Annotated in this window: 11 protein-coding genes and 1 pseudogene; 11 read left to right on the forward strand and 1 reads right to left on the reverse strand. The window is 71.5% G+C overall.

The genetic code is table 11. From position 1 onward, the window contains the following. Positions 1-131: 131 nt before the first annotated feature. The 11 genes and pseudogenes from QQK29_RS12895 to QQK29_RS12945 all read left to right on the forward strand — a co-directional run bounded on the left by QQK29_RS12895 (position 132) and on the right by QQK29_RS12945 (position 16607). A complete protein-coding gene (locus QQK29_RS12895) occupies positions 132-1025 on the forward strand; it encodes a PP2C family protein-serine/threonine phosphatase (RefSeq protein ID WP_284300824.1) in 894 nt (297 codons plus the stop codon). Next, positions 914-2317, forward strand: coding sequence for a serine/threonine-protein kinase (locus QQK29_RS12900; RefSeq protein WP_284300827.1), 1404 nt, complete (start codon positions 914-916; stop codon positions 2315-2317). The genes QQK29_RS12895 and QQK29_RS12900 overlap by 112 nt, the downstream gene beginning before the upstream one ends. Positions 2318-2333: 16 nt before the next feature. Continuing rightward, positions 2334-6047 carry an Ig-like domain-containing protein gene (locus tag QQK29_RS12905; protein WP_284300829.1) on the forward strand — a complete coding sequence of 1238 codons (3714 nt, stop codon included), beginning with the start codon at positions 2334-2336 and terminating at the stop codon, positions 6045-6047. 309 nt (positions 6048-6356) lie between these two features. Further along, positions 6357-7760, forward strand: coding sequence for a fibronectin type III domain-containing protein (locus QQK29_RS12910; protein ID WP_284300831.1), 1404 nt, complete (start codon positions 6357-6359; stop codon positions 7758-7760). Beyond that, the gene (locus QQK29_RS12915; protein WP_284300834.1) at positions 7757-8287 is read left to right on the forward strand and encodes a hypothetical protein; all 531 of its coding nucleotides are present in this window, start codon (positions 7757-7759) and stop codon (positions 8285-8287) included. Before QQK29_RS12910 ends, QQK29_RS12915 begins: the two co-directional genes overlap by 4 nt. 22 nt (positions 8288-8309) lie before the next feature. Next, positions 8310-9280, forward strand: a pseudogene (locus tag QQK29_RS12920) (AAA family ATPase). Next, positions 9277-10656, forward strand: coding sequence for a DUF58 domain-containing protein (locus QQK29_RS12925; RefSeq protein ID WP_284300836.1), 1380 nt, complete (start codon positions 9277-9279; stop codon positions 10654-10656). Before QQK29_RS12920 ends, QQK29_RS12925 begins: the two are co-directional and overlap by 4 nt. Beyond that, on the forward strand, positions 10653-11504 hold the full coding sequence (locus QQK29_RS12930) for a hypothetical protein (protein WP_284300838.1): 852 nt from the start codon (positions 10653-10655) through the stop codon (positions 11502-11504). Before QQK29_RS12925 ends, QQK29_RS12930 begins: the two co-directional genes overlap by 4 nt. Then, positions 11402-13780 carry a transglutaminase domain-containing protein gene (locus tag QQK29_RS12935; protein ID WP_284300840.1) on the forward strand — a complete coding sequence of 793 codons (2379 nt, stop codon included), beginning with the start codon at positions 11402-11404 and terminating at the stop codon, positions 13778-13780. The genes QQK29_RS12930 and QQK29_RS12935 overlap by 103 nt, the downstream gene beginning before the upstream one ends. A gap of 207 nt (positions 13781-13987) precedes the next feature. Then, on the forward strand, positions 13988-15082 hold the full coding sequence (locus QQK29_RS12940) for an FtsK/SpoIIIE domain-containing protein (RefSeq protein ID WP_284300842.1): 1095 nt from the start codon (positions 13988-13990) through the stop codon (positions 15080-15082). Continuing rightward, positions 15066-16607, forward strand: coding sequence for an FtsK/SpoIIIE domain-containing protein (locus tag QQK29_RS12945; protein WP_284300844.1), 1542 nt, complete (start codon positions 15066-15068; stop codon positions 16605-16607). Before QQK29_RS12940 ends, QQK29_RS12945 begins: the two co-directional genes overlap by 17 nt. Here the strand turns inward: QQK29_RS12945 and ald are convergent. Then, complete coding sequence (gene ald, locus QQK29_RS12950) at positions 16565-17680, reverse strand: alanine dehydrogenase (RefSeq protein WP_284300846.1); 1116 nt, start codon at positions 17678-17680, stop codon at positions 16565-16567. The genes QQK29_RS12945 and ald overlap by 43 nt on opposite strands. Between the last annotated feature and the right edge of the window lie 117 nt (positions 17681-17797).

The following is a 17797-nucleotide window of genomic DNA, read 5'->3' on the forward strand; positions in this document are numbered from 1 at the left end:
GATCCTCGGGCCCGCGCGCCCGGTGCCGCGAGAGGAGCGCACGGCGTGACGCGGCATGGCGACGACGCCACGCGTCGCAGCTTCCCGGTTCCCGGCAGGCCGGGGAGCAGGTGACGCTCGCCTGGGCGGCCGTGAGCGATGTGGGCCGACGCCGGCAGGCGAATGAGGACAGCGTCATCGTGCAGCCTCCGGTCTTCGCGGTGGCCGATGGCATGGGCGGACATGCCGCGGGTGACCTCGCGAGCGCGGCCGTCGTCGACCGACTCCTCGCTCTCGCCGGACGCGACGACGTCGATCAGGGCGTCGTGGGCGATGTGCTGGTTCTCGCGGCGCACGACATCGACGATCTCGGGGAGCACCTGCCGCTCGGCGCCGGCACGACGGTGACCGGTGCGGTGCTCGACGTCGCCGGGGCCGAACCCGCGTTCGTGATCTTCAACGTGGGCGACAGCCGCGTCTACAGCTTCGTCGGCAATGAGCTCGCGCAGGTGACGCATGACCACTCGGTCGTGCAGGAGCTCGTCGACCAGGGGCTGCTCTCTGCCGCGGATGCCGAGACGCATCCGGAGTCCAACGTCGTGACGCGCGCCCTGGGTTTCCACGAGGCACCGCGCCCCGACTACTGGAGCGTGCCGCTGCGTGCCGGGATGCGGTTGCTGCTGTGCTCGGACGGCCTCACCAAGGAGCTGCCCGCCCCGCGCTTGCGACTGCACCTCGCCGCCCGGCTCTCGGCGGCCGAGACCGCATCCGCCCTCGTGGATGCCGCGTTGGCGGCGGGTGGCCGCGACAACATCACGGTCATCGTCATCGACGTGCTCGAGGCGCCGGGGCATACGGAGCGCTCTGTCTACAATGAAGACTCCACGGGGTCGAGGGGTAGGTCGTGGCACGACGTCTTCCCTCGCAACCCCCTGTGCTTCCGGGGTTCTCGTACGTGCACGTGCTGGGGTCGGGCGGCTTCGCCGACGTCTTCCTGTACGAGCAGAACATGCCCCGCCGTCAGGTCGCGGTCAAGGTCATGCTGAGCGAGGTCGTCAACGACCAGGTGCGCCAGATGTTCCAGGCCGAGGCGAACCTCATGGCGCAGCTGAGCGCGCATCCCTCGATCCTCACCGTCTATCAGGCGAGCGTGTCGAGCGACGGCCGGCCCTATCTCGTGATGGAGCTGTGCTCGGCCTCGCTCTCGGAGCGCTACCGCCGCGAGCCGATCCCGGTGCCCGAGGTGCTGCGCATCGCGATCAAGATCGGATCGGCCATCGAGACGGCGCACCGTGCGGGCGTCTTGCACCGCGACATCAAGCCCTCCAACATCCTGCAGACCGCCTACGGGCATCCGGTGCTCTCCGACTTCGGCATCGCGTCGACGCTGGGCTCCCAGAAGGACGAGAACTCGGTGGGGCTGTCGATCCCGTGGTCGGCGCCCGAGGTGCTGCTCGACGAGACGCCGGGTTCGATCGCGTCCGAGGTGTGGTCGCTCGCCGCCACGACCTACTCGCTGCTCGCGGGCCGCTCACCGTTCGAGGTGCCGGGCGGGGCGAACACCTCGAGCGATCTCATGGGACGCATCGCGCGCGCGAAGCCGCAGCCCATCGGGCGCCCGGATGTGCCGGCGAGCCTCGAGGCGGTGCTGCGCAAGGCGATGTCGCGTCGTCCGGAGCAGCGTCCGGCGAGCGCGCTCGAACTCGTGCGCGAACTGCAACTCGTCGAAGCCGAGCTCGGTCTACCGCAGACGGCGGCCGAGATCGCGATGGACGACTGGGCGCTCGGCACGGTCGCCGACCAGGAGGAACGCACGCGGCTGCGGCCGGTGAGCACCGGGTCCTCGCCCTCTCCGGTCGGCCGGCGTCGCCGTCGCCGTGCGGCGCGACCTGACGCGTATGCACCGGTCGGTACCGTGCGCGATCGCAGCGGACCCGACACCCCTTCTCGCACAGCACCCCCAAGGAGCCCACGACGGGCATCCGCCGCATCACCTGGATGCTCGCCGCCGCAGCCGGGCTCGTTACCGTGCTCGGCATCATCGCGCTCGTCGTGCTGCTGCGCACCGTGGGGGACGGCATCCCCGTGGTCACCGACATCCGCGCCGACGTCGGAGATCAGGGCCGGGTCGAGTTCAGCTGGCCCGACCCCGGCATCGCGGACGATGATCGGTACCAGCTCACGATCACCGAGGACGGCATCGCGTCGGTGCCGGCGCTGCAGGCCTCGACGCGCTTCGTGGTCGACGCCGATCCCGGCGACACAGTGTGTCTGTCGGTCGTGGTCAATCGCAACGGCACGGCGGGTGCGGCCAGCGCCGAGAAGTGCGTCGACGTGACCGGCGGGTGACACACATGCGCTCCTGGATCGCCTCCCACCGCTCGCTCGCCGCGACCGTCACGAGCAGTGTGCTCGTCGCGGCCCTCGTCGCCACCCTCGCGCTCGTGTCGTCGGGCTACACCGCGCAGCGGATGGACCTCACCGATCCCTCGGTGTGGGTGCTCGGCGGCGAGCATCAGGCGATCGGGCGCGCGAACACCCAGGTCTTCGAGCTCGACAGCGTGATCGAGGTCGATGCCGACGATCCCCGCATCGTGCAGTCGGGCTCGACCGTGCTGCTGGTCGACCAGGCGAGCGCGACTGTGCGCGACGTCGATCCGGCCACCGCGGTGCTCGGCGACGACATTGCCCTGCCGCCGCAACGTCCCCAATTGCTGTTGGCTGGTGACCGCATCGCGATCGTCGCGCAGGCGACGGGCGAGGTGTGGCTGCTGCCGCTGGCCGACCTCGGCTCCTTCGACGCCGCGACGCCTGCGACGCTGAGCCTCGGCGAGAACACCGTCGTGACCACCACCGAGACGGGCGCCCTGCTGGCCTACCTGCCCGAGGTCTCTCAGGTCTGGCGGGTGGAGCCCGACGCCGTCGAGGTCGGAGAGCGCTGGGATGTCGAGTGGGGTGCGGATGCCGCCTCCACGGATGCCGTGCAGCTCACCGCGGTCGGGGAGCGCTGGGCGGTGCTCGACACCACGACCCGTGAACTGGCCACGCCGTCCGGCGTGCGCGCGCTCGCCGGTGCGTTGGACGGCACCGGCGTGCGCCTGCAGGAGCCGGGGCCGGCGAACGCGCTTGTGCTCATCGCGCACTCCGCGGGTCTCGTCGGCGCCGACATGCTGGGCGGCGCTCCCGTGACGCTCGTCGACGACGCGGCGGGTGTCGCAGCCGCCCCCGTGGTGGTCGACGGATGCCGCTACGCGGCCTGGAGTTCGGGCGTCGGGTGGCGGGGCTGCAGCTCCGCCAGCCCCGTGCGGCTCGCGCTCCCGCAGATGCCCGGCAACCCGAACCTGCGTTTCGCCGCCAACGGCGGCCACGTCGCGCTGAACGACGTCGGTGGGGGATCCAGTTGGGCCGTCCAGGCCGACGGCGAGCTGATCGACAACTGGGACGACCTCATCACCGACGACGAGCAGCAGGTCGAACTGCCCGAGGCCGATGACGAGACGCCACCCGAGCTGGAGGAGCTGCAGAAGCCGCCGGTGGCCGTCGACGACCTCCTGGGCGCGCGCCCGGGACGGGCCACCGTGCTGCCGGTGCTGCTCAACGACTACGACCCGAACGGTGACGTGCTCGTCGTCACCCAGGTCGATGCGATCGATGAAGCGGTCGGGCGGGTCGACCTCGTCTCACGCAACCAACAGGTGCAGCTCACGCTGAGCGATACGGCATCCGGGGTCATCCGTTTCGGCTACACCATCAGCGACGGTCGGGGTGGCTCGGCGAGTGCCGTGATCACGGTCGAGGTGCGCAGCCCCGAGGAGAACTCGCCGCCGCGCCAGGTGCGCACTTCGACGGCGACGGTCGGGCAGGGTGACCGCGTCTCGACGCAGGTGAGCGGCGACTGGGTGGATCCCGACGGCGACGCGATCTACCTCACGGGAGCCGCCATCGCCGCACCCGACCAGGTGGCGTTCAAGCCCGACGGGGTCGTGGTGTTCGTCGACGGGGGCGAAGGCACGGGCATCAAGACGGTCGCCGTGACGATGTCCGACGGGCGCGACAGCACCAACGGCACGCTCCAGGTGACCGTCAAGCCCCGCGGTGAGGTGGAGATCCTCGTCGAGTCTTGGATCGCCCTCGCGAGCGCGGGCGAGGAGATCACCGTGCGCCCGCTGCAGCACGTGCGCGGCGGCAACGGACCCATCCGACTCGGCGGCGTGCCGCCCAAGGCGGGCACCTCGATCGTGGCGAGCTTCGAGGCGGGAACCTTCACCTTCCTCTCCGAGCAGGTCGGCACCCACTACGTCGAATTCACCGTGACGGATGGCACCCAGACCGCCACGGGCACCGTACGGATCGACGTCACCGCCCCGGCGGACGCCTCGACCCGGCCCATCACGGTGCCCAAGACGATATTCATGACGCCCAACAGCTCCCAGACGGTCGATCCGCCGTCGAGCGACATCGACCCCGCCGGCGGCGTGCTGGTCGTGACGGGGGTCATGAACATCCCGGCGACCTCCGGCATCCAGGCCGAGGTGCTCGATCAGCGTCGCGTGCGCGTGACGCTCACGCGACCGCTCGAGGATCCCGTCACCTTCAACTACCGCATCAGCAACGGACTCGCCGAGGCCGTCGGCACGATCACCGTCGTCGAGATCGCGACGCCGTTGCGCCTGCAGCCGCCGATCGCGACCGACGATCAGGTGACGGTGCGCGTGGGCGACGCTATCGACATCCCGGTGCTCGACAACGACGAGCAACCGGACGGCGAGGAGATCACGCTCGACCCCGAACTCGCCCAGCAGCTGCCCGCCGACGGGGGATTGCTCTTCGTCTCGGGCGACAGGTTGCGCTACCTGGCGCCCGAGACGGCGGGAAACTACACGGCGATCTACACGATCTCGGGAACCGACGGACAGCAGGCGCAGGCGCGGGTCGTGATCTCGGTGCGGGAACGCAACGCGGCGACCAACAACCCGCCGGTTCCGCGACCGGTGACGGCGCGCGTGCTCGCGGGGCAGACGGTGCGCATCGACATCCCCACGAGCGGGGTCGACCCGGACGGGGATGCCGTTCAGCTCGTCGGACAGGCGACGAACCCCGAGAAGGGCAACGTCGTCGAGGTGACGGGGAACACGATCGTCTACCGCGCGGGCGACTACTCCTCGGGCACCGACAGCTTCCAGTACATCGTGGTCGACGGCCTGGGCGCCCGCGCCACGGGAACCATTCGCGTCGGCATCTCGCCCGCGCTCGAGGGCGCGCGCAACCCCGTCGCCAACCTCGACTCGGTGCGGGTGCGTCCGGAGCGCACGGTATCCGTGCGCGCCCTGCTCAACGATTCGGATCCCGACGGCTCGCCCCTGCGCATCCGTCAGGTGGAGCCGAACGTGCCGGGGCTCGTGGCCGAGATCGTCGACGACGAGATCGTACGGATCACGCCGCCGTCCGAACCGGGCGACTACAGCGTGATCTACACGATCGAGAACCAGACCGGCGGAACGAGCTCCGCTTTCATCCGGGTGACCGTCGACCCGGCCGCCCCGCTGTCGCGGCCCACCGCGAGTGACGTCGTGCTGAGCGTCACCGACGTGCTCGACCGCACGACGATCGACGTCTCAGTGCTGGATCGGGTGTTCTTCGCCGACGGCGAGGTCGCCGACCTCGGCGTGCAACTGGTGCCCGGCTACGGCGACTCCGCCGAGGTGCTCCCGAACAAGCGGGTGCGGGTGACGATCGGCGACCGCAGCCAGATCATCCCGTTCGCCGTCGTGCACCCCGAGAACGCCGCGATCCGGGCCTACGCCTTCATCCGGGTGCCCGGCTACGACGACGCCCTCCCGCAGATCAACACGAAGGCGCCGCCGCTCAAGGTCGAGAGCGAGTCGACCCTGCGGATCGAACTCGCCGACTACGTCGTCGCACTGGGGGCTCGCGCGTACGGCTCACCGACTCGAGCACCGTGCGGGCGACGCATGCCAACGGGGCGAACCTCGTCGTCGACGAGGACACCCTGCAGTTCACCTCGGCCGACCGCTACTGGGGGCCGGCGTCCATCTCGTTCGAGGTGACGGATGGTGGAACGGCGGCCGACCCCGATGGGCACGTCACGACCCTCTCCTTGCCGATCGAGGTGACCGCGCGCGACAATCAACCCCCATCTTCACGGGAGGCATCATCGAGTTCGAGCCCGGTCAGGAGAAGGAGCTCGACCTCGTGAAGCTCACGAGGTATCCCTACGACGACGACATCGACGAGCTCGCGTACACCGTGCTCGACCCGCTTCCGTCCGGGTTCAGCTACCACGTGAACGGACAGCGCCTGCTGCTCAGGGCCGACCCGTCGGCCGTCAAGGAAGCTCCACGAGCATCACCCTCGCCGTGCGGGACGCGCTCAACGAAGGTCAGGCGGGGCGCGTCGAGCTGCGGGTCGTCCCCTCGACCAGGCCGCTCGCCCGGCCGGCGCCGGATGCCGCGATCGCCAAGCGCGGGCAGACCACCGTCGTGGACGTGCTCGCCAACGACGCCGCGACCAACCCGTTCCCGGAGGTGCCGCTGCGCGTCATGGCGATCCGCGGGCTCGAGGGCGGCGCCCTTCCTCCGGGCATCGCGATCTCGCCGAGCGCCGACCGCTCGCGGCTCTCGGTGACCGTCTCCGACACCGCGGAGCCCGTCGACGTGACGCTGCAATACCAGGTGGCTGACGCCACGGGCGACGTCGATCGCATGATGTGGGGCACCGTCACGCTCTCAGTGCAAGACGTGCCCGATCCCGTCACGGCGGTGCGGGTGACCGAGTTCGGCGACCGGATGCTGCGACTGGGCTGGGCGCCGGGGTTGTTCAACAACTCGCCCATCACCGAGTACCGGGTGACGCTGAGCGACACGGGCGGCACGATCCTGTCGACCACGAGCTGCACGATCACCGTGGGGTGCACGGTCACGACACCCGGCAACGGTCCGGACTTCGCCGTGCGGATCTCGGTGGTCGCGGTCAATGCAATCGGGGACTCCGACCCCGCGCAGTTGCCCGGAACCATCTGGTCGGATGTCATCCCGCCGCCGCCCGCCGGGGTCACCTCGACGCCGCTCGACCACGGTTTGCGCGTCGTGTGGCGCAAGCCCGCGACGACCTCCGGCACCCCGATCGACAGCTACGTCGTGTCGGTGGCCGGTCAGAGCGTGACCGTGACCGTCTCGGCCGACGACGCCGCAGGCACCGAGTACAGCAGGCAGATCACGAACGGCGCCATCGCCAACGGCACCGCTGTCGCCTATTCGGTGAGCGCCCGGAATAAGGCACCCAACTCCCTCGCCACCTGGAACGAGGCGGGCGGAAGCGGCACCCCGGCGGGCCCGCCGATCGTCACGGCCAGCCCGACGGCATCCGCATCCACGACCGATGGCACCACGGCGAGCGTCGCGTGGGCGGGTGCGTTCGCACCCAACGGCAAGGCGATCGGCACGTACTACGTCGCCCGTCACAACGGGAACGCGCCGAACTGCACCGTCTCTGGTGTCGAGTCCGGTTCGCCCGTCGTGTCGCCGCCGACCGGGCCGAACGTGCAGACGCTGCCGGCGAGCGCGACGAGCGCGACCTTCGGCGGCCTCTCGCCCAACACGAGCTACAACTTCACGGTCTACGCCTACAACGGGCAGGGGTGCACGGCGTCCGCGACCGTGACGGCGACCCCGCGGGCAGCGCCCGGTGTGGTGAGCGGTATCAACTTCGCCGGACCGCTGCCGAGCGGCGAGGAACCTGGGACTTCCGGCTCAACTCGATGACGATCGCCTCGGGCTCGGCCGACGCCGACGGGTTCCAGTACCGGCTCGCGGGCGGCACCACGGCGGGCTCGGAGTATTCGGGCACCCCGGGGATCGGCTTCCTCACCGCCGACGGCACGCACTACGGCAACGACATCGCGGTGCAGGTGAAGGCGTGCAAGCAGTATCCGGAGGTGCGTCTCTGCAGCCCCTCGTGGTCGTCGCCGTTCACGCTCGGACGGCCCGTGAGCGTGGAGCTCGTCGGGCTGCGCGCGGTCGAGGTGAGCCCGCCGCAGCTGCTGCCGCCGGCACCCGGCACCGGGTACTGGGTGTGGACCGGCGCGCCCGGGCAAGCCGCGGGCGGCGCGCCCGGCTACGACACCGTGTCGATCACGTGCGGGCCCGACGACGATCCCGCGACCACGACGCAGTGCGAAGTGGTCGGCGGTGGACTGCTCGGCGACCAGTACGCGGATCTCGTGGTCGTGGTGACCGCGAACGGTCAGAGCTATACGCGAACATACAACTGGGCAGACACCCCGCACTGACCCGACAGCGAAAGAGGAACTCATGACGATGACGCCCGAACAGGCGAGCGGCTTCCACGAGACGTTCGGCCGGCTCGTGTCCGGCGTCGAGCAGGTGCTGCTCGGGAAGACCTTCGTGGTGCGCCTCGGGTTCATCGCGCTGTTCAGCGAGGGCCACCTGCTTCTCGAGGACTTCCCGGGCACCGGCAAGACCTCGCTCGCGCGCGCGATCGCGCAGAGCGTCAAGGGCACGAGCAACCGCATCCAGTTCACGCCAGACCTGCTGCCCGGCGACATCACGGGCGTCAGCATCTTCGACCAGCGCTCGGGGCAGTTCGAGTTCCACGCGGGGCCGGTGTTCGCGAACGTCGTGCTCGCCGACGAGATCAACCGGGCGAGCCCGAAGACCCAGGCGGCGCTGCTGGAGGTCATGGAGGAAGGTCGCGTGACGGTCGACGGGTTCACGCACCCGGTCGATGCACCGTTCATGGTGATCGCGACGCAGAACCCCATCGAGCAGGCGGGCACCTATCGCCTCCCCGAGGCGCAGCTCGACCGCTTTCTGCTCAAGGCATCCATCGGGTACCCCGATCACGCGGCGACCGTGCGCATCCTCGAGGGCTCGGGGTGCGCGCGCACGACACCGTCATCCCGGCGGTCATCGACGCGGCGGAGGTGATCGAGCTCGCCGCGCTCGTGCGCACGGTGCACGTCGACCCCTCGATCAACGACTACGTGTCGCGCCTGGTCGAGGCCACGCGCTCGGCGGTCGAGGTGCGCCTCGGGGTGAGCGTTCGCGGTGCGCTCGCCCTCGTGCGGGCGGCCAAGACCCTCGCGGCGGCGAGCGGGCGGCACTACGTGGTGCCCGACGACATCAAGTCACTCGCCGAGCCCGTGCTCGCCCACCGCCTCGTGCTCGACCCCGAGGCCGAGTTCGAGGGCGTCACGCCGTCGAGCATCATCGCTCAACTGCTGCTCGAGACCCCGCCCCCGAGCGATCGGCAGGCCGTGTGAGCTCAGCCGGCCGTTCGACGCGCAGCGGGCGGGAGTCGTCCGCGCCCACCGACACCGCGGGCCTCGGGAGCACCCGGGCCCGCCTCGTCGGTGCGCGCACGGGCGTGCTCGCCGACGCGATCGTCGCGGTCGTGCGCGCGGCCCGCGCGGTGGGGCGTGCGTTCGGTCAGATCGCGGGCAGGCTCGGCAGCGTCATCACGCCGCTCGGCTGGGTCGTGATCGCGGCCATCCCGATCGCTCTCGCATCCGGGTACGCGCTCGGATGGCTCGAGCTCGTCGCGATCGGCTGGGGCGCGCTCGTGCTCTCGCTCGTCGCCGTGCTGTTCCTGCTCGGGCGGGCTCCGTACCGGATGTCGCTCGGGCTGCCGCATCGACGCGCGGTCGTGGGGCAGTCGGCGCGCGCGTCGCTCACGGTCGACAACGGGGGCCGACGCCGGATGCTGGGCGCCGTGCTCGAGGTGCCCGTCGGCGGCAGCATCGTCGAGCTCGCCCTTCCGGGACTGCGCCGTGGAGCGACGCATGAGGAGACGTTCTCGGTGCCGACCGAGCGCCGCGGCGTGATCCCGGTCGGCCCGGTGCGCACCGTGCGGGGAGATCCGCTCGGCCTCGTGCGTCGCGAACTCAGCTGGAGCGAACAACTCGAGCTCGTCGTGCACCCGCGCACCGTGAGCGTGCCGTCGACGAGCACGGGCCTCATCCGCGACCTCGAGGGTGCACCGACGCGTGATCTGACGGCGAGCGACGTCGCCTTCCATGCCCTGCGCGAGTACCAGACCGGCGACGACCGGCGCTACATCCACTGGAAGTCGACGGCGAAGACCGGCGTGCACATGGTGCGCCAGTTCGAGCAGACCCGCCGCAGCCACCTGGTGGTGGCTCTCAGCCTCTCGACGCACGACTTCGCGAGCGAGGCCGAGTTCGAGCTCGCGGTGAGCGTCACGGGGTCGCTCGGGGTGCGTGCCATTCGGGACGGGCGCACGGTGTCGGTCGTCGTGTCGACCATCACCCCCGAGTTCGCCAAGCGTCGCCTCTACGCCGTGCGACCGCTCGCGACCCACATGGCCGACCGCCTGCTCGACGACCTCGCCGTCGTCGACGCCTCGATCGGCGCATTGCCCCTGCGCGATATGGCACGCATCGTGTCGGATGGCACCCCCGGCATCTCTGTCGCGTTCCTGGTGTGCGGGTCGCGCACGCGCACGTCCGAGTTGCGGGCGGCTGCCGCGTCCTTCCCGCCGGATGTCGAGATCGTCGCGGTCGTCTGCGATCCGGATGCCGCTCCCGGCATGCGTCGCCTCGCGGGTCTCAACGTGCTCACGATCGGCTACCTCGAGGAGTTGCGCCTCGCTCTCTCGCGATCGGCGGCCGTCGCATGAGCACCCGCCGGCTGACCGCCTCGGCGCTCGGCGACATCGTGTCGCTGTGGATCATGATGGCCCTCGCGTCCGCGACCCTCTGGCCGATCTACCAGTCGAGTGCGTTCCTCGTGATGGCGGCATCCGCGGTGCTGCTGGGCACGCTCATCGCCGTGCTCGGCGCCGTGTTCCGCTGGCCGGCATGGGTCGTGCTGCTCGTGACCGTCGGTGCCTTCGCGCTCGTCGGGGTGCCGCTCGCGGTACCCGCCAAGGCGATCGGCGGCCTGCTGCCGAGCCTCGACGGCCTCGCCGACCTGTTCTCGGGCGTCGCGCTCGGATGGCGGCAGCTGCTCACCATCACCATCCCGGTGGGCGACTACCAGGCTCTCCTCGTGCCCGCGCTCGTACTCCTGCTCACCGCGACGGTCATCTCGGGCAGCATCGCCCTGCGGGTGCGCCTCGGCGAGCTCGCCGTGATCCCGCCGCTGGCCGTGTTCGTGCTCGGGATCATGTTCGGACCGCAACTCGTGCAGATGCCCGTTCCGCTCGGTATCGGGATCTTCGTCGCCACCGTCGGCTGGATCAGCTGGCGGCGATGGCGCCGCCGGCGCGCCGCAACCCGCACGCGGGAGCGGGATGCGGCATCCGCGGTACTCCGTCTCGGCGTCGGGACACGCACGTTCGTCGCCGCGGTGCTCGTCTTCGCGGTGGCCGGTGGGGCCTCGCTCGTGACAGCGACTGTGCTCACGCCGCGGGGGACCGCGAGGTGCTGCGCAACGTCGTGGCGCAGCCCTTCGACCCGCGCGACCATCCGAGTCCGCTCGCGGGCTTCCGACGCTACCTGCGCGATGACGAGGCCGACGAGGTGATGATGCGGATCACGGGACTCGCCTCGGGTGAGCGCGTGCGGATCGCGACCCTCGACAGCTACGACGGGGTCGTCTACTCCGTCGGAAGCGCCGCGGTGGACTCCGCCTCCGGCACCTTCGTGCGCGTTCCCTCACGGATCGACCAGTCGGCCGTGGGCAGCGAACGGGTCGAGCTCGACGTCGAGATCGTCGGTTACTCGGGCGTCTGGGTGCCGACCGTCGGCATGCTCGAGGAGATCCGCTTCGCGGGAGCAGATGCCACCGAGCTTGAAGACGGATTCGCCTTCAACGGCACGAGCGGCACGGCGGTCGAGCTGCACGGCATCCGTCCGGGCGACCGCTACCGCCTCGACGCCGTGCTGCCGGATGACCCGGGGCTCGACGCTCTCGCCGACGCGGTGCCCGGCTCGGCCGACGTGCCCCACATCGCCGACGCCCCCGAGGAGCTCGCGACGACGCTCGACGGGTACGTGCAGGGGATCCAGGGCGCCGGCGCCCAGCTCATCGCGGCCATCCAGGGTTTGCGGGCCGATGGCTACATCAGCCACGGGCTCGGGGAGGACGAGCCGCCGAGCCGATCCGGGCACTCGCTCGATCGCGTCGCCGAGCTCTTCGGCGACGGACGGATGATCGGCGACGCCGAGCAGTACGCCGTCGCCGGCGCGATCATGGCGACGCGGCTCGGGTTCCCGGCGCGCGTGGTGTTCGGCTTCGCGCCCGAAGCCGCGGGAGCGGGCGACGTGGTCGCGGTCCGGGGATCGGATGTGAGCGCCTGGATCGAGGTCGACACCGCGCAGTACGGTTGGGTCGCCGTCGATCCGGTTCCGCCCATCCGTCCGATCCCGGAGGAGGAGCCGCAGGACCCGACGCCGGTCTCCCGCCCGGAATCGATCGTGCCGCCGCCGCTGGACCGCCCGGAGACCCGAGAGGACCCGAGCGAGTCCGACACGAGCGCCGAGGAACCCGTCGTGCCCGACACGACCCTCGAGGTGCTGCTGCAGACGCTGCGCATCACGGGGCTCGTGCTGCTCGTGATCCTGCTCGCGCTCTCGCCGTTCCTGCTCGTCGTGGGCGCGAAGGCGCGTCGACGCTACCTGCGCCGCTCGGCCGACACGACGCGCGCGCGCATCCGCGGGGGCTGGGACGAGTTCAGCGATCTCGTGGTCGACCACGGGCTCGCGCCGCCGCCCGCGGCCACCCGCGCCGAGTTCGCCGCGGCCGTGGGTACGCTGCCCTCCCGCGTGCTCGCGGCGGTCGTCGACCGCGCCGTCTTCGCGCCCGATGCGCCGAGCGAGGCGGACGCCGAGCGCGTCTGGGTCGCGGTGGGCGAGCTGCGGCACTCCCTCGATGCGGGACGCACCCGCCGTGAGCGGCTGCGCTCGCTCATCTCGGTGCGATCGCTGGGGGTGGCGCGGTGCGCCAGCTCTTGCACCGTCCGAGGGGGCGCTCATGAACTGTCGCTACTGCGGGTCGCCGCTGCAGCCCGGGGCTCTGTTCTGCGTCGAGTGCGGACGCTCGGTCGCGGAGGCGCCCGCGCCGCCCTCGGCCCCGGTGCCCCCGCGCGCGCGACAGTCGCGCCCGGTGCTGCGCCCGCGACTGGGCCCGCCACGCCGGCGGGGCCCGCGCCTGCGCCGCCGTCGGTGGCCCCCGGTGCGTCACAGCCCGAGGTGTCCGCGTCCACGCACTGTCCGCAGTGCGGCGCGGCGATCGATCCGGTCGACATCTTCTGTGGCGAATGCGGCTTCGTGCTGTGCGCGATGACGGAGGTGGCAGAGCGTGGCGTGGCCAGCTCCGTCGCGGAGCCGCAGCCGCCGCCGGAGCCAGGGCCGATGCCCGAGTCGACGCCGCAGCCGCCGCAACCCTCCCCGCACGAGGTGCCCTCGGAATCCGCCGCCCGCCCGCCCGTGGAAGACATCGAGCGCACCCGGATGATGGCGTCGCGTGCGCGCGGCGAGCGGTACGTGCTGCAGTTCAGCACGGGGGAGAGCGTCGTGGTGGCGGGGAACGGCCTCATCGGACGCAACCCCGCGCCGGAGCCCGGCGAGTACGTCGACGAGCTCGTCGCGATCTTCGATGTCGGCAAGTCGGTGTCCAAGTCCCACGTGGAGTTCGGCCAGGAGTCCGGGCGGTTCTGGGTGAGCGACAGGTACTCGACCAACGGCACGGTCGTACGCCAGCCCGATACCGACCCCGTGCGCTGCGAACCCGGAAAGCGCTACATGATCGCGCGCGGAAGTCGTGTCGAGATCGGTGAGCAGTTCTTCATCGTGAGCTGAGGGCGTGGGGGAGGCTCGTTGGAGGCTCGTCCTCCCCAGCCGTGGCGCTCGCCGATGATCCCCGGATGCGGCCGATGCGCGTGCGAGGGGCATCGCGATCCGTTGCGATGGGGGCATGACACCCGCGCCCGAACGCATTCCGCTCCCGGTCGTCGCCGCCGCTCCGGCGCCGCGGGGAGTGCCGATCGTCGCGACGGTCGCCCCCTCGTGCTCGCCCTCGCGCTGTGGCTCATGACGTCGTCGGCGTATGCGCTGTTGTTCGCGCTGCTCGGGCCCGTCGTGGCTTTCGCCTCGGTGCTCGACTCCCGGCGGGCGGCTCGCCGCACGCGTCGCCGCGAGCTCGCTGCGGCGCGTGTGCGACTCGAGGAGCTCGAGGCCGGGCTCGCGCCGCGCCTCGCCGCGCGGGCGGACGCCCTCGCCGCCACCGCGCTCGCGCCTGTGGCGCTCGCGCTGGATGAGAGCGTGCGCGGGTGGTACCTCGGGCGCGGGGAGGTGCCATCGGGCATCGAGCTGCTCGCCGCGGAAGACGTGCCGGAACTCGCGTCCGAGATCGCGCGACTCCGCGAGCTCGCGAGCAGGCTGCGCGACGCGCCCGTCGTCGTGGAGGGGTTCGACAGCTTCGCCCTGTCGGGTGCCGAGCCCCTCGCGCGATCCTTCGCGAGGGGTCTCGTGCTGCAAGCGGTCGCCCGTTGCGCGCCGGGTACCGCGCGGGTGACCGTTCCCGACGGGGAGGAGTGGGCGCGGCAGCTGCCCGCCCGCTGTTCGGCGGGCCAGGCATGGGAGGTCGAGAGCGACGGTCGCCGCGTACTCGTCATCACCCGCGAGATCGCGGGCCGCGGGTTCGAGGTGAACCTCGGCCACGCGGGCGAGGAGCCGCGGTTCACGGGGGCAGCCTCGGGGTGGAGGCCGTGCTACCTGGCCGAGGTCGAGGCCGCCGAACTCGCGGGGCGTCTCGCTGAGCGTGCGATGCACAGCGGCTGGCGGCCTGCCGGCCCGATCCCCGAGGCGGTGGCACTGGAGGAGTTGCTCGCTGCCACGGATGCACCACCCACCGCCGCAGCGCTGGGAGAGGACGCAGCGGGTGCCGTGCTCGTCGACCTCGAGCGACACGGCCCGCACGCACTCGTCGCGGGCACGACGGGTGCGGGCAAGAGCGAACTGCTGGTCAGCTGGGTGCTCGCGCTCGCCGCTCGCCGGCCCCCGCCGAACTGGCGTTCCTGCTCGTGGACTTCAAGGAGGATCCTCGTTCGCGCCCCTCACTGCGCTGCCGCACGTCGCGGGTGTCGTGAGCGACCTCGATGAGGCCACGGCGACCCGGGCCGTCGAGAGCCTGCGCGCGGAACTGCGTCGCCGCGAGGCCGTGCTCGCGGCGCACGGAGTGCGCGATATCGAGGAGCTCACGCGAGGTGCGCTACCGCGGCTCGTGATCGTCGTCGACGAGTTCGCGGCGCTCGTCGCTCTCGACGCCGAGTTGCAGAGCGTGTTCGCCGATCTCGCGGCGCGCGGACGCTCGCTCGGCCTGCATCTCATCCTCGGCACGCAGCGACCCGCGGGCGTCGTCCGCGACGCCGTGCTCGCCAATATCACCGTGCGGGTGTGCCTGCGGGTACTGGAACCCGCGGAGAGCACGGCCATGGTGGGGGTTCCGGATGCGGCGGCGGTTCCGGCGGATCGGCGCGGTCGCGGGCTGCTGCGCGACGCCGCCGGGGCACGCGAGGTGCAGTTCGCCCGGGCCGAGCCCGGATGCGCCGAACGCATCGCGCAGCGCTGGGCAGGGTACCCCGTGCCGGAGGCGCGCCCCTGGCTGGATCCGCTCCCCGCCGAGATCGCGCTGCACCGGGTACCGAGCTCCGCGCAGGGCCTCGCGGTGGGACTCGTCGACCTTCCGGATCTGCAGCGGCGCGACCCGCTCGTCATCGACCCGTGGCAGGAAGGTGCCGTGCTCGTGGCGGGCGCCACGGCATCCGGACGCACTCACGCGCTCACGACGATCGCGGCGGCGGCAGCCGCGGCGGATGTCGAGGTGCGGTGGGTCGCACGAGGCGCCGCCGAGCTGTGGGCGGCCCTCTCCGAGCCATCGAGCGCCCGACGTGCGCTCATCGTCGCCGACGATCTCGATCTGGTGCTCGCGCGCAGCGACGCCGAGGAGCGCGCCGACCTCGCGGAGCTGCTGACGCGTGTCGCGCGCGAGGGACGGCGCACCGGAGCCGCACTCGTCGCAAGCGCCCGCGGCGGCGGCGTGCTGCAGGGCGCCGCGACGGCCTTCGAGCAGCGCGTGCTGCTGCGTCTGCCGACGCGCGAGGAGCACCTGCTCAACGGCGGGGAGACCCGGGGGTTCCGCGCCGACCGCCGCCCCGGATCCGCGACGTGGCGGGGGAGGGAGGCGCAGTTCGCGCTCGCGCCCGTCGCACCCGTGCCCTGGAGCGCCCCCGTGGCCGAGGCTCTTCTCGGCGAGGGGACGTGGGCGCTCGCGACGCCCCGGCCCGGTCGTTGGCTGAGCCGGCTCGCCGCCGCCGGGATCGCGGCAGCCGGTGTCGAGGAGCATCGTGCGGATGCCGCCGTGCTGGTCGGGGATGTCGATGCCTGGCTGCTGGAGCACCTCACGCTCGGACGGGTTCGTCGCAGCGGCCGCGTGCTGCTGCTCGGCTGTACGCGGTCCGAGTTGCGCACGTTGATGCGGCTGCGCGGCGCCGTGCCGCCGCTCGACGGCGATGACGACGAGGCATGGCTCGTGGAGGGTCCGGAGATCAGGCGGGTGCGCGTGCGTCTCGATGCGGAGGTGGCTCAGGCGAGCCCGAGCGGCGCCTCTTCGAACTCGAGGCCGTGAGCGCGCGCGACGGCCGAGTTCACCACGTGCCCGGCATGCACGTTGAGTCCGCGGGCGAGCGCGGCGTCGGTGCGCAGCGCCTCCCGCCAGCCGGCGTTCGCGATGGCGCGCACGTAGGGAAGCGTGGCGTTGGTGAGCGCGTAGGTCGAGGTGTTCGCGACCGCCCCCGGCATGTTCGCGACGCAATAGAAGAGCGAGCGATGCACCGTGAAGGTCGGGTCGGCGTGGGTGGTCGGGTGGGAGTCCTCGAAGCAGCCACCCTGATCGATGGCGATGTCGACCAGCACGCTGCCGGGCCGCATCCGCTCGACGAGCGCGTTCGTCACGAGCTTCGGAGCCTTCGCGCCCGGCACCAGCACTGACCCGATCACGAGATCCGCGTCGAGCACGGCACGCTCGATCTCGAAGCTGTTCGAGGCGATCGTGCGCACCCGGCCCATGTAGTGGGCGTCGAGCTCGCGCAGCCGCGCGATGTTGGTGTCGAGCACCGTCACCTGCGCCTCGAGACCGACCGCGACCGCAACGGCGTTGGAGCCCGCGACACCGCCGCCGAGCACGACGACGTGCGCCGCGCGCGTGCCGGGCACGCCGGGAACCAGCAGGCCGGGACCCCCGTGCGGGCGCATCATGACGTTCGCGCCGACGATCGGCGCGAGCCGTCCGGCCACCTCGCTCATCGGCGCGAGCAGCGGAAGCGCACCGGATGCCGATTGCACCGTCTCATAGGCGATCGCCGTCACGCCGCGGGCGATGAGCTCTCGCGTGAGCTCGCCCTCCGCGGCCAGATGCAGGAAGGTGAAGATGACGAGGCCCTCACGGAAGCGGCGGTACTCGCTCTCGATCGGCTCCTTCACCTTGATCACGAGCTCCGCCTCGCTCCAGGCCGCGTCGGCATCCGCCACGACCCGTGCCCCAGCCGAGCGGAAGTCGTCGTCGGTGATCGAGGACCCCAGCCCTGCGCCGCTCTGCACGAGAACCTCGTGCCCGGCGGCCGTGAGGTCGTGCACACCCGCGGGAGTGATCGCCACCCGGAACTCGTTGTTCTTGACCTCGCTCGGGACACCGACTCTCATGGCGTCAGGTTACCGGCGAATACAGAGGATTCCGAAGGAGATATCCGTCGACTTGTGCTGATTTCGTGAAATCTATGTTTCGAAATGGACGCTTTTGCCCGTGGCGGTCGTGACGAG

This window comes from Homoserinibacter gongjuensis (assembly GCF_030161875.1).
GTDB lineage: Bacteria > Actinomycetota > Actinomycetes > Actinomycetales > Microbacteriaceae > Homoserinibacter > Homoserinibacter gongjuensis.